The following is a 14030-nucleotide window of genomic DNA, read 5'->3' as shown; positions in this document are numbered from 1 at the left end:
AAATTTTTTAAAATAGTCCCATGGACATATACTTATCTACTCCATCTGGAGCTACTGTTACTATCTTTTTATCTGGATATTTTTTCGCCATTTCCATAGCTCCAAATATATTTGCTCCAGAAGATATACCCACTAAAATACCCTCTTTTGCTGCAAGTAATTTAACTGTTTCAAATGCATCTTCATCATCTACTAATATTACTTCATCAACTACACTAGAATCATAATTTTCAGGAACAAAGTTGGCACCTATTCCTTGTATTTTGTGAGGTCCAGTTTTGTTTTCTGATATAGCTGGAGATTTTTTTGGTTCAAGTGCGATTACTTTTATATTTGGATTTTGTTCTTTTAAATACCTTGCAGTTCCTATTAAAGTACCACCTGTTCCAACTCCACATACAAATATATCTAAATCTTTAACATCATTCATAATTTCAACTGCTGTTGTTTTATAATGTGCGTTTGGATTATCTTTATTTTCAAATTGTTTTAAACTTTTATAGTTTGGATTTTCTCTTAAAAGTTCATTTGCTTTTTCTATGGAACCTGCCATTCCAGCTTTTCCATCTGTAAGCACCAAATTTGCTCCATATGCCTTCATTAAGTCTCTTCTCTCAATGCTCATAGTCTCAGGCATTACTATTATTACTTCATATCCTTTTAATTTTCCTATCATAGATAATGCAATACCAGTATTTCCACTAGTAGCTTCGACTAAGACATCTCCTTTTTTTAATTCGCCTCTTTTCTCTAATCCTTCTAACATTTCATAAACTGCTCTATCTTTTATACTTCCTGCTGGATTTACTTTTTCTAATTTTACATATATGTTAAAACACCCGTTAGTACATCCTAAATTGTTCAACCTTACTACAGGTGTGTTTCCTATCAACTCTAATGCGTTATTATATAACATACTACTTCCTCCTATATGTCTAAATCTATTATCAAATTGATAACGATAAATATATTATAGTATTATCATTTTGATAATGCAACCTTTTTTTGGATTTTATACTTTCAATCGTTTTATTCCAAATATTAGTAATGTTCAAACAAAAAAAGTGAAAATCATTATCGATTTCCACCTTTTAAATATAAAGCTTTAGACTAAGTCATACATAATACTTTGCTACAAAAGTCTACAAAATACTATACAAGACCTAATATTTTTGCTACCTCTATATTAACCTTTAACACATTTACCCTATCTTCACCTAAAACTCCAAACAGTTTTTTAGAAGTATTATCATCTACAATTTTTTGTAATTTACTTTCTGATATCCCTGATGCTTTTGCTACAGCAGGTATCTGAACCTTTGCAGAAGCTGGACTTACATTAGGGTCAAGACCTGAACCTGACGCTGTAAGTAAGTCTGTTGGTATATCTCCTTTTTTGACAGTTGGATTATCCTTTAAAAACTTTTCTATATCTTTTTGTACTCTATCACGAAGTTCTGGATTTGTAGCTCCATAATTAAAAGAGCCTGATGAAACGCCTCCATAAGATGCATTTCCATCTTTATCTGGTTTTAAATCTTCTTTTGTATAAGTATTATAGTTTATTGATGATACTCTTCCTTTAAAGAATCTAGCATCTGTAAAGTTTTGACCAATAAGTTCTGAACCTACTTTTACACCATTTACTTCTATCATACTTCCATTAGCTTTATCTCTAAATGCAACTTGACTTACGCCTGTCAGAGCAAGTGGATATACAAGTCCACAAACAACTAACAATACAAGACTTACAAGCAGTGCCGGTTTTAATGTTTTCATTTTTATATCCTCCATTTATTAACCTAAATTAAGAACCATTACTAAAGGTGTAATTAATAAATCAATTAATTTTATTCCTAAAAATGGAACTATAACTCCTCCAAGACCAAAGATAATCATATTTCTCATTAACATAGCTTGTGATTTCATAGGTCTATATTTTACGCCTTTCATTGCAAGAGGTATTAAACATGGGATGATTATAGCATTAAATATTAAAGCTGATAATATTGCACTAAATGATGTAGAAAGTTTCATTATATTTAATATCTCCATCTGAGGTATTGCAAGAGTAAATATAGCTGGTATAATTGCAAAATATTTTGCAACATCATTTGCTATACTAAAAGTTGTCAAAGCTCCACGAGTTATTAAAAGTTGTTTTCCTATTTCAACAACTTCTAATATCTTAGTTGGGTCTGAATCTAAATCTACCATATTTGCTGCTTCTTTTGCAGATGTTGTACCACTATTCATAGCAAGACCTACATCTGCCTGAGCAAGTGCAGGAGCATCATTTGTTCCATCACCTGTCATAGCTACTATTTTACCTTCTAATTGTTCTTTCTTTATAGCATCTATTTTATCTTCTGGCTTACATTCTGCAATAAATCCATCTACTCCAGCTTCTCTTGCAATTGTAGCTGCTGTTAGAGGATTATCCCCCGTACACATGATTGTTTTTATTCCTATCTCACGAAGTCTAGCAAATCTTTCTACAAGCCCTGATTTTACTGTATCCTTTAAGTAGATAATTCCATATATCTCATTATCTACACATACTACTAAAGGTGTACCTCCTAATTTAGCTACTCGGTTTACATTTTCTTCTAAATCTTCTGGCACTATTCCACCAGATTCTTTTACTCGTTTTATTATGCTATCATAAGCACCTTTTCTTATAGCGCTACCATTAGCTAAATTAATCCCACTCATTCTAGTTTGTGCAGAAAATTCTACGAATTCAGCTTGCTCTGCTTCTTTTGTTTTACCTGTTGAACCTAATTTCATTCCTAAATCAACTATAGACTTTCCTTCTGGTGTATCATCTTTTAATGAACACATAACAGAATAGTTTATTAAGTCTTTTGAGTCTGCATTTCCAACTGCTATAAATTCTGATGCAAGTCTATTTCCATAGGTAATAGTACCTGTCTTATCCAAAATCATAGTATCAACATCACCACAAGCTTCTACTGCTTTACCTGACATTGCAATAACATTGAATCTCGTTACTCTATCCATACCTGCAATACCAATAGCTGACAATAATCCACCTATAGTAGTTGGTATTAAGCACACCAAAAGTGCTATCATAGTAGAAATTGGAATCTTAACCCCTGCATAATTTGCCATTGGATAAAGAGAGATTAATACAACCATAAATATAAGAGTTAATCCCACTAACAATGTATTTAAAGCAATCTCATTTGGCGTTTTTTGTCTTGAAGCACCTTCTACAAGAGCTATCATTTTATCTAAGAATGATTCCCCTGGTTTTGTTGTTATTTTTATTTTTAACCAGTCACTTACAACTGTAGTACCCCCTGTAACAGAAGCGAAATCTCCACCAGATTCTCTCATCACAGGTGCGGATTCTCCAGTTATTGCTGATTCATCCACAGAAGCTATTCCTTCTATAACTTCTCCATCATTTGGAATAACTTCCCCTGCATTTACTAAAACAATATCGCCAAGTTTTAGTTCGCTTGCACTTATCATTTTTTCATTTCCTAGCTTATCCAAAACCCTTGCTACTGTGTCTTTTCTAGTTTTCTTCAATGTATCTGCTTGTGCTTTTCCTCTACCTTCAGCTACAGCTTCAGCAAAATTTGCAAAAAGCACTGTTATAAATAATATTATTGTCACAATCCCATTATAGGCTCTTAAATTATTGCCTTCATCACCAAACAAGCTAGGTATTATTGTAAGTATCAATGTTACTATAAAGCCAATCTCTACAACAAACATAACTGGATTTTTCATCATATATTTAGGATTTAACTTTTTAAAAGCTTCTATAATGGAAGTTTTGAAAATATCTTTTGTAATAAACTTTGTTTTTTTAGTTTCCATAAAACTTTACTCCCTCCCAATTTTTTAGTGCCATAACACTAGATGCTCTGAAATAGGTCCAAGCGCTAAGGCTGGGAAAAATGTTAAAGCACCAACAATTAAAACAACCAGTACTAAAATTATTGTAAATGTGAAATTATCTGTTCTAAGTGTTCCTATACTTTCATTTACAGCTTTCTTAGATGCCAATAAACTTGATATAGCAAGTAGTATTATAATAGATACATATCTTCCAAAGAACATAACTATACCTGTTGTTATATTCCAAAACATAGTATTATCTCCTAGACCTTCAAATCCTGAACCATTATTGGCCGCTGAAGATGAAAATTCATATAATACTTGTGATAATCCATGGAATCCAGGATTTGAAATTCCTTCAAGCCCTGCTGGTACTGCAACTGAAAGACCAGAGAACATAAGTATCAAAAGTGGGTGTAGTATAATAAGTAAAGCAATAAGCTTCATTTCTTTTCCTTCGATTTTCTTAGTTAAAAATTCTGGTGTTCTTCCTACCATTAATCCACATAAAAACACTGCTATTATGGCGTACATCAACATATTCATAAGACCTACACCTTTACCACCAAATACAACATTTAACATCATATTCAAAAGTGGTACTAGACCTCCTAAAGGAGTTAAGGTATCATGCATATTATTAACTGTACCTGTTGTAAATGAAGTTGTTACTGTTGTAAATAATGCAGATTGTGCTATACCAAATCTAACTTCCTTACCTTCCATACTTCCCATACTTTGACTAAGCCCCAATTGTGATAAAATAGGATTCCCTGAACTCTCTGCTTTAAAACAAACCATTAGACCTATTAAAAATATGATTGACATTGCCCCAAATACAACCCAACCTTGTTTTTTATTCTTTATCATATGCCCAAATGCAACAACACAAGCTCCTGGTAATATCATCATAGACAACATTTCTACTATATTTGATATTATAGTTGGGTTTTCAAATGGGTGTGATGAATTTGAACCAAAGAATCCTCCACCATTTGTTCCTAAATGTTTTATTGATTCAAGAGCTGCTACAGGACCTCTAGCTATATCTTGAAGTTTTCCTTCTATAGTAGTCACTGTTTCTGTTCCTGCAAAAGTTTGTGGTACTCCTTGTGTAACTAATATAATCCCAACAATTAAAGCTCCTGGCAAAAGTACTCTTGTTGTTATTCTAATTAAATCTACATAAAAATTTCCCATTGTTTTCTTTTTACCAACCAAACCTCTTACAAATGCCATCGCAGCTGAATATCCTGTTGCTGCTGATGTAAACATCATGTATATTATCACTGTCATCTGACTAAAATATGAAAGCCCTGATTCACCTGAATAATGTTGAAGGTTTGTATTTGTCATAAAACTTATGATTGTATTGAATGATAAACCTTGTTCCATGCCTTTAATTCCACTTGGATTAAAGATATGCATACTTTGAGTTCTAAGTATGATATATCCTATAAATACCATAGCTGCATTTGTAAATACTAAAGCTAAGGCATACTGTTTCCAATTCATTTCTTTTTTCTTATCTATACTACATACCTTATATATACAATTGTCTACTTTATCAAATAGTCTATCTCCAAATGTTTTTTGATTAGTGGCTATATGATATAAATACTTGCCCATAGGTATTACTAAAATCATAAAAATTGCCAACACTATTACTATCTGCACCATAAAAATTGTTCCCCCCAATTCAACTTACTTATTAGCCTTATACTATTTAAAATTTTTCAGGATTAATAAGCGCATACACCAAATATATTACTAACATTATAATTACAACTGCCAGAAACCACATAGGTAATCCCTCCATACATTATTTTTTTTCAGTTTGTTTCCCACACCAGTCAGCAAGCAACTTCATGGAAATAAATCCTATGAGTAACAATGCTATCATAACTATATCCAACATTTTAACTCCTCCATTTAATTTAATTTCTTTTACAACTTTTAGTTTTGTATTGCTACTTCATTTATCTTATCATTTTAGGTATAAAGATAGGATTAAGAAACATCTATTACTGATTAGTATTTCATAAATATAAAATTGAGTTTTTAAAACATACATCTAGCAACCGTATTCCTAGAGATTCCAATACAATTCATTATGTTGAATTTATAAAAATCTAGATAAGAAAATGTCTACTATAAATATTTAGACGCAAAAAAAGATGGCAAATTTGCCATCTTTAATAAAATCTAATGTTATTTAATTTATATTAACATTCTGGAACTATGTCATTACTTATATCCATATCTAAACTTTTACCATGATAATAAATAAAATCAATTACTTTACCACTAATTGTAACAGCAATCAAAGAATAAAATATATCAAACGCTGATAGATAAAATAATGATAACAACAATACAATAACATCTGTTGCTAAATAAACTTGCCCTATGTTCAAAGATGTAGTCTTAGAAATTACTAATGCTAAAGCATCGTCTCCTCCTGATGCACAACCTGCTTTTACTACTATACCTACACCAGTTCCAACAGTTACACCTGCCAAAACAGTTGATAAAAGCATATTTTGTGATTGTGGTACCAGAGGTCCTATAGCTTCAAATAAGTCATATAACACTGAAAAAGTTATAGAAGCTACTATTGAATATATTAGGAACTTTTTACCGAAAAATTTATATCCTACTAAAAGTAGTAAGCCATCTATTACAACATTTGCTATTGCTGGCTGTATATTGAATAAATTTTTTAACAGTAGTAAAATACCTAACACTCCACCTTCTGTTATGTTGTTTAAATAATAAAAATTGTAAACTCCAAATGCTAATATTGCTGAACCTAAAAATATAAGTCCAATCCTTTCTAAAAATAACCGCCTGGCCATACATATCCCTTCCTTTTTCTTAATTTATATATATTATATACAAAAGAATTGGCTTTGTATACAGCACTTTTCAAATCTTTAATTATACAAAATTTCTATATTTTTTTCAACATTTTTTTTATGTTTTTTTATGTTTTTTTAGCGTTCCATCTACACTTAAGTATTTCCAACACCTTAGACGTTTTCCTTTTTTACAAAAGTTTATATTAATTTGACTTATAATTTAGTATAGTTAAGTCTTTGTTTATATTAATTTTTTATTTGTTTAGAAATACTATTCAATAATTTATCACTAAGTTAGATTTAAAAAAAGAGTTACTTTAGAAACTATATAAAGTAACTCTAGCTATTTTATTTATTTTCTGTAATACTTTACCATTCACCCTTAAATTCCGAAATATTGTCCTTGTTAACTTCAACTTGTTTAATTTGTGTAACAGGTTCTACTTTTTCACCTTTAAGGAAATTAGATGCCTTTTCTACAACTAATGCTCCTTCTTCCACAGCAGACATATAAGTTGTACCATCTATTAATCCATCAGTTATAGCTTTTAATCCATCTTTACTTCCACCCAAACCTATAACTTTGACTTTATCTTTAAGACCAGCATCTTTTAAAGCTTGTCCTGCTCCTGTGGCAGAGTTATCATCTTGGCATATTATAACATTAAAATCAGTTTTCTTTTGAATTAAATCTTCTGTTACCTTTAATGCTTGTTCTTTCTCCCAATTTGAAGTTTGGTTATAAACTATTTGTATATTACTATCTTTTAATTCTTTCTCAAGACCTTTTTTTCTTAATACTTGTGGAGTAGTTCCTGGAACACCTTCTATTAATACAGCCTTTCCACCAGCTTCTCCTAATAAGTTTTTAGCAATTTTACCTGTTAATGCTCCTGTCTCTTCCTCATTTTGTCCTATATATGTAACTAAACCTTTAAATTCTCCAGTTGGATTACTTCCTATAGAATTTGTAAATGCTATTATAGGAACATCTGAATCATTAGCAGCTTTAACTATTCTCTCACTTACAGCAGAATCAACTCCGCATAATGCAATCATATCTACGCCTTTAGCCATAAAATCTTCAGCTTGTGACAACTGTTTACTAGCATCCCATTGAGCATCTGCATATTCTACATTTACGCCTAATTCTTTAGATTTTGCATCTATCCCTTGTTTAGTTGCTACAAAGTAACCTGTTGAACCTGGTAGTAATACTGCTACTTTCTTTTCTCCACTCTTTTCTTTGCCACCACCATCAGAACATCCAACTAGACTGAATATCATAATAAGTGATAGTAACAACGCTAAATGTTTCATTAATTTTTTCATAAAAAAATTCCCCCTCTTATTTTTTATCTTGAAGCAAGTTTTTTCTTGCTATAAGAATCAAATCCAACCGCTGCTAAGATTATTAATCCTTTAAATATGTACTGGAAGTATACATCTATTCCAAGAAGATTAAAACTGTTGTTTATAACACTCATAAGTAATACACCTATAACTGTTTTAAGTACAGACCCAGAGCCTCCTGCCACGGATGTACCTCCTATTACAACAGATGCAATTGCATCCATATCGTATCCTTCACCTGCAATCGCAGTGGCAGTTCCAAGTCTTCCAGTTAGCACAATACCAGCTATCCCTGCAAGTATAGCATTGATAATAAATACTTTTATTTTATGAGAATCTACATTTATACCATTAAGTTTACTTGCTTCTTGATTACCTCCTACAGAATAAACATATCTACCGAACTTAGTTTTATTAAGTACAATAAATGAAGCAAATACTACTATAAAGAAAATTACTACTGGTATTGGTATATTAAACAAATATCCATTCCCAATGTAATCAAGTATTGGTATATTTTCAGTAATTGGATATCCTCCTGTAAGCATCAATAACAATCCTCTTACAATAGTGACCATAGCCATAGTAGCTATTAGTGATGGTACATTTATCTTTGCAACCACTATCCCATTGATTAATCCTATTACTGCACAAATTGCTATACCTAAAATCATAGATACAAACAAATTAGTTCCACCAGTTGCAAATTTCATTGTTATAGCACCTGCAAGAGCTGCTACTGCTCCAACTGATATATCAAAGTTTCCAGATATTATAACAAAAGTCATACCTGCTGAAATTATTCCGATTATAGAAGATTGTCGTAAAAGATTAAGTATATTTTGTTTACCTAAAAATGATGGAGTTGCAATACTTATAGCTATACATAAAGCCAAAAAACCTAGTAATACTCCATAATCTCTTAAATTTAATTTCTCAAAAGCTTTTTTCATCTCAGTCCTCCATTTTCATTTTTTATACATTAAATATACTGTTCATTATGTCTTGAACCTTTATATTCTCATTTTTTAAATCATCTACAATAGAACCTTCTCTAGTTACTAAAATTCTATCACTTACTCTTATTACTTCTTCTAAATCAGAAGATATAAATATTACTCCTATTCCTTTACTTGAAAATTCTTTTATTGTATTAAAAATATCTTCTTTTGCAGCAATATCTATTCCTTTTGTCGGCTCATCATATATTATTAAATCTAAATCTTTCTCTAACCATTTAGAAACTACTACTTTTTGTTGATTTCCACCACTAAGCTCTTTTACCTCTTGCTTTACATCACTAACTTTTATTCCTAGTTCTTTAACACCCTTTTTAGAAAATTCAATTTCCTTATTTCTGTCTATAAACAAAAATTTCTTGAATTTATCAATTTGTACTGATGCTGAATTAGTATATATAGCTTGCTCTAAAATTAGCCCTAGATTTTTTCTGTCCTCAGGAATCAACCCTATTTTATTTTTTATAGCAATTTTAGGAGAAGTTATATCTACTTTTTTACCATTTATAAATATATCTCCACTATCTTTATTATCTATCCCAAATATCAAATTTATAATTTCAGTTCTTCTTGAACCTACAAGACCTGCTAGACCTACAACTTCTCCTCTATAAACTTTAAATGAAACATTTTTTATTTTATTGGACCAACTTATATTCTTAACTTCTAGTACTGGAGGTTCTTCATAGTTTGCAAATGTATAATCCTTTTTCTCAATGAGTTTATGATTATCATTTCCTGTCATAAGTTGAGTTATTTTTAATTTAGTTAAGTCTTTTACATCATAAGTTCCAATCATAGTTCCATTTTTCATTATACTTGCACTATCACATACCTTAAAAACTTCTTCTAATATATGAGAAATGTAAATTATTGTTTTGCCTTTAGCTTTCAATCTATTTATTATTTTAAATAGTCCATCTTTTTCATTGTTAGTAAGTGATGTTGTCGGTTCATCCATTATGATAATTTCAGAATTACATGAAACAGCTTTCATTATCTCAACCATTTGTTGATTTGCCACACTCAAATTAGACACTACTATATATGGGTCTATATTAAAATCAAAATCTTCACAAATCTTAATATATTCTTCTAGCATATCTTTCTTATTTAAAAACACGATTCCCTTTAAAGTTTCTCTACCAAGAAAAACATTTTCAAGTACTGTAAGTGTTGGTATCAGACTTAACTCTTGATAAATTATGCTAATACCATTTTCTTTAGAATGATGTGGGTTTTTAAATATTATTTCATTGCCATTTAAAATCACTTTACCTTTAGTTTGAGAATGAACACCTCCTAAAATTTTAATAAGTGTAGACTTACCTGCTCCATTGGCTCCCAAAAGTGCTCTTACTTCTCCTTTTTTTAAGTCAAAATCTATACCCTTTAAAACATCTACCTTCCCAAAGCTTTTATATATTTGTTGCATTTCCAGTATTTTACTCACTATATCACCTCACTAATTCCTAAACCATTTTATAACTTCATCGATATTTTCTTTTGGTGCCGATAATAAATCCCAAGATAGAACATACCCTTTTACTGCTGTCTTATTTATATTTGAAATATTTTCACTTATGTATTTAGGTGTAACAGGAGCTATAATTTCTTTTTTATTTATTTCAATGCCTACATATATATCTGTAGCAAGATTTTTCGTCATAAAATCGATTTCCTCCAGTACAAAGTTTATAGGATATACGTCTCCTCGATACTCTTTGATTCCTAAAATTTCTAAGAAACTTTCTTTTGCAAGTTCTTTATTTCCATGTATAGATTCATCAACCAATCTTTCAAATTCAAATGGCAAACCTGCTGGAGCTTTTGTAACTCTATACATCATTGGTTTTATAAAATCTGCTATGTCTTGTAATCTTTCTAAATCTTGACCTGCAAAGTAAGAAATAAAAGGAGAAAAAGTATCTATACCTATTTTCAATCCTTTGTTTTTGAAATAATTGCTTATATCTGCTAACGCATTGCATATATTTTTACTTTTTATTTCGAAAAAATCTTCCCATATTTTATTTTTAAATTTGTATTTTCCATTAGTGTATTCTGTTATACCAAATGGGGTATTTTCACTGCCTATAACTTCACTAGACATATTCTTCATTTCCATAATTAATGACTTTTTATCAATATTGCTTGCTTTATAAATAGGTAAACAATCTTTGCAAAAACAATTAAAAACACCATTTAATTTGTTTGAAAAAGAACCATACCTTATCTTATCTAAGAAAATTCCATCAAAATCAATTTCACTAAAATAAGTATTATAAACTTTCTTTATATTTTCTATATTTTCCTTATTATTTGGACAATAAAATTCAAAATTTTCATCTTCTTGTAAAACGTATCCTTTAACTTCTTTTCCAGTATAATCAACTAATAAATTACTTTTTTCAAGTAATCCGATTTCTGAAAAACATGGTAACCAAAGATATAATTCAATGTTATATTTTTTTAATAGTTTTTTAGTTTCTATATATAGCTCTTTATCTACACTCCAACCCATAATGACCTTTTCTATTTCAATACAGTCCAATAATTCTAATAATTTATGTTTTATATCATTAAATTTTATTTCTTTGTTTTTAAATCCGCCTGTAAAGATTTGTACTATTACTTTTTTTCTATCCATGTTTGACCCTCCTATTAGCTAATGCCATAGCAAGCCTTATCCCTCCATATACTGGCTGATTTTCTTGGAGTATAAATTTCAATTTTTTATCTGTATTTTCTCTTTTTAAATTATTCATTAACATTTGAGCATATACAGTTCTGTTTAATGTACCACCAGATAAAACTATATTTATCTCACTTTTATTATTTTTCATTGAATTAGATATTTTATTTAATATTACTTGAGCTAATTTAGACAATTCATCTGATGACTCTTCCAATATTTTAATAGCTAATTTATCACCTTGTTCAGCACAGTCAATCACTAATGAAGCTAAATTTGCTATTTCAACATTGTTGTTTATCTCAGTAATTGCATATGTAAGTTGTTCAAAGCTATCTGTTCTAAAGAAATCTAAAACGCAATTAAACAAATCACTATATTCATGACACCCATCACAATAAAGTAAAACTTTCTTTAGTAGTTTTCTCCCTATATCATATCCAGAGCCCAAATCACTAAAATTATATCCCCATCCACCAACTCTATATATTTCTCCATCTTCTCTAATTCCCAGTATTATTGAACCTGTCCCAGCTACAATTACCAGACCAGGAGCATTAGTTTGTGCATAAAAAGCTAAAACTGCATCATTTACTAGATATATTTTTTCTTTATCTAGCCCTATTTTTAATATTTCATCCATTATAATATTATAATCATTAGGAGAATCACATCCAGATATACCAAATACAGTGTACTCAATATCAGCATAATCAATATGTAAATCTTTTAATATTTTATCAAATCCATCATTAATATTTTCATATGTTTTTTGAATTCCAACTGACTTATAATTAGTTGAACCTGTAGTATGTTCCTTTAATATGTTCCCATCTAAATCACTTACACAAAATTTTGTTTTTGTTCCTCCTCCATCTATTGAAATCAAATATTTCACATTAATATCCTCCTTTTTTATTAGATAAGGAATATTGATAGTCAGTTTCTTTTAAACACATACTAATTACTCCATCTATACTTCCTTCTTTCAACGATTCCACTTTTATTAGCCTAGGGAAATTTTCTTCTCCAACACTCTTACTTACATCTTTTTTTATAAATTCCATGTCAGCTTTAGTTAATATATTGCACTGTATAATCATAGCTTCTGGATTTAAAACACAAACAAGGGTCCTTACAAAATTTGATATTATAGATAAAATTTCTTTTTTAAATTTATTATCTTTGCTCTCTAAGTATCTTTTTCTTAAGCTTAAAATATAATCTTCAATAGTTAAATTACTGCTATTATACTTGCCAAATTCTATATTTAAATAACCTAATTCTCCAGCAAAATTTGTATTACCTAGATATAATTCACCGTTTATAACTATACCAGAACCAATACCATCTTCTAAATACATAAGTGCCATATTTTTATATTCATCTTTATACTGTTTTTGATAAATTCCTATAGTAGTAATATTTGTATCATTTTCTATAAATACTTTAGTATTGTATTTACTCTTTATTAAATCTTCTAAATTTATTCCTTCCCAGCTTTTTATAGTTGGTATATTTTTAACTACACCATTTTTTACAACTCCTGGAACACCAATCCCAATAGCCCTTATATTGTTTCCTCTTACATTTTGAATTAGAGTATCTATAACAAAAAAAGTATCTTTGTTAACGTTTTCATATGTATCCATTCTTATATTGAATTCTTCTTTATAAGTTATATCACCTAATAAATTTGCAACTACCCCTATACAGCTATTTCTATAATAATATAAAGCTATTATGTGTTCTAAGTTTGCATTTATTTCAAATAATTGAGCTCTTCTCCCTCCAGTAGACTCACTTAATCCACTTACTTTAACTTCCTTCTTCAAAGCTAACTGTTCCACAATTTTATTAACTGTAGCTAAACTCAACTCAGTAATACTCGAAATTTCTGGTTTTGTTATAGGTCCTTCATTTTTTATAATATTTTTTATTAAGTCTTCATTGACTTTTTTTATCGTCTGTGGTTTTCCAACTATATTTTTCATAAACAACACCTTACTTTATAAACTTTATTTATTAAGTTTAGTATAATATGTGTAAGTTAAATTTGTCAACAAATTTTCAATAAGAAAGTCGTTTCAAGATAAATTAAAATTATCATAAAACGACTTTTCTAGTATAACTTCATACATATATTATATTTTTATAAAATTTATAATGGGTGTAAAGCTACTATTAAAACTCTTCTAACCTTTGATAACAAACTTGATGTGTTTT

The 14030-nt window shown here is 29.6% G+C and carries 12 protein-coding genes; all 12 read right to left on the bottom strand.

Annotated elements, in window-relative coordinates:
- Positions 1 to 7: 7 nt before the first annotated feature.
- Positions 8 to 916, bottom strand: a complete 909-nt coding sequence (gene cysK / locus ACTG45_RS08325; RefSeq protein WP_479918595.1) for a cysteine synthase A — start codon at positions 914 to 916, stop codon at positions 8 to 10.
- 236 nt (positions 917 to 1152) lie between these two features.
- Positions 1153 to 1779 (bottom strand): K(+)-transporting ATPase subunit C, encoded by a 627-nt coding sequence (locus ACTG45_RS08320; protein ID WP_021384367.1) that lies wholly within the window; start codon positions 1777 to 1779, stop codon positions 1153 to 1155.
- Positions 1780 to 1797: 18 nt separating this feature from the next.
- On the bottom strand, positions 1798 to 3855 hold the full coding sequence (gene kdpB / locus ACTG45_RS08315; RefSeq protein WP_021384347.1) for a potassium-transporting ATPase subunit KdpB: 2058 nt from the start codon (positions 3853 to 3855) through the stop codon (positions 1798 to 1800).
- Positions 3856 to 3879: 24 nt separating this feature from the next.
- Entirely contained in the window at positions 3880 to 5556 is a 1677-nt protein-coding gene (gene kdpA, locus ACTG45_RS08310; RefSeq protein WP_479918593.1) for a potassium-transporting ATPase subunit KdpA, read from the bottom strand.
- A 46-nt stretch (positions 5557 to 5602) separates the two neighbouring features.
- Positions 5603 to 5680, bottom strand: a complete 78-nt coding sequence (gene kdpF, locus ACTG45_RS08305; protein WP_154106831.1) for a K(+)-transporting ATPase subunit F — start codon at positions 5678 to 5680, stop codon at positions 5603 to 5605.
- A gap of 421 nt (positions 5681 to 6101) precedes the next feature.
- A complete protein-coding gene (locus tag ACTG45_RS08300) occupies positions 6102 to 6734 on the bottom strand; it encodes a YitT family protein (protein ID WP_021384339.1) in 633 nt (210 codons plus the stop codon).
- A 372-nt stretch (positions 6735 to 7106) separates the two neighbouring features.
- On the bottom strand, positions 7107 to 8069 hold the full coding sequence (locus tag ACTG45_RS08295) for a sugar ABC transporter substrate-binding protein (RefSeq protein ID WP_021384378.1): 963 nt from the start codon (positions 8067 to 8069) through the stop codon (positions 7107 to 7109).
- Positions 8070 to 8092: 23 nt separating this feature from the next.
- The gene (locus tag ACTG45_RS08290) at positions 8093 to 9043 is read right to left on the bottom strand and encodes an ABC transporter permease (protein WP_021384369.1); all 951 of its coding nucleotides are present in this window, start codon (positions 9041 to 9043) and stop codon (positions 8093 to 8095) included.
- 22 nt (positions 9044 to 9065) lie between these two features.
- Entirely contained in the window at positions 9066 to 10562 is a 1497-nt protein-coding gene (locus ACTG45_RS08285) for a sugar ABC transporter ATP-binding protein (RefSeq protein WP_021384342.1), read from the bottom strand.
- A 12-nt stretch (positions 10563 to 10574) separates the two neighbouring features.
- Positions 10575 to 11759, bottom strand: a complete 1185-nt coding sequence (locus tag ACTG45_RS08280) for a hypothetical protein (protein WP_479920152.1) — start codon at positions 11757 to 11759, stop codon at positions 10575 to 10577.
- Positions 11752 to 12702, bottom strand: a complete 951-nt coding sequence (locus tag ACTG45_RS08275) for an N-acetylglucosamine kinase (RefSeq protein WP_021384357.1) — start codon at positions 12700 to 12702, stop codon at positions 11752 to 11754. The genes ACTG45_RS08280 and ACTG45_RS08275 overlap by 8 nt, the downstream gene beginning before the upstream one ends.
- Before the next feature lies 1 nt (position 12703).
- A complete protein-coding gene (locus tag ACTG45_RS08270) occupies positions 12704 to 13798 on the bottom strand; it encodes an ROK family protein (protein ID WP_479920151.1) in 1095 nt (364 codons plus the stop codon).
- Positions 13799 to 14030: the final 232 nt, after the last annotated feature.

The organism is Clostridioides sp. LIBA-7602 (assembly GCF_056688945.1).
This window is presented reverse-complemented; position numbering and strand designations above follow the sequence as displayed.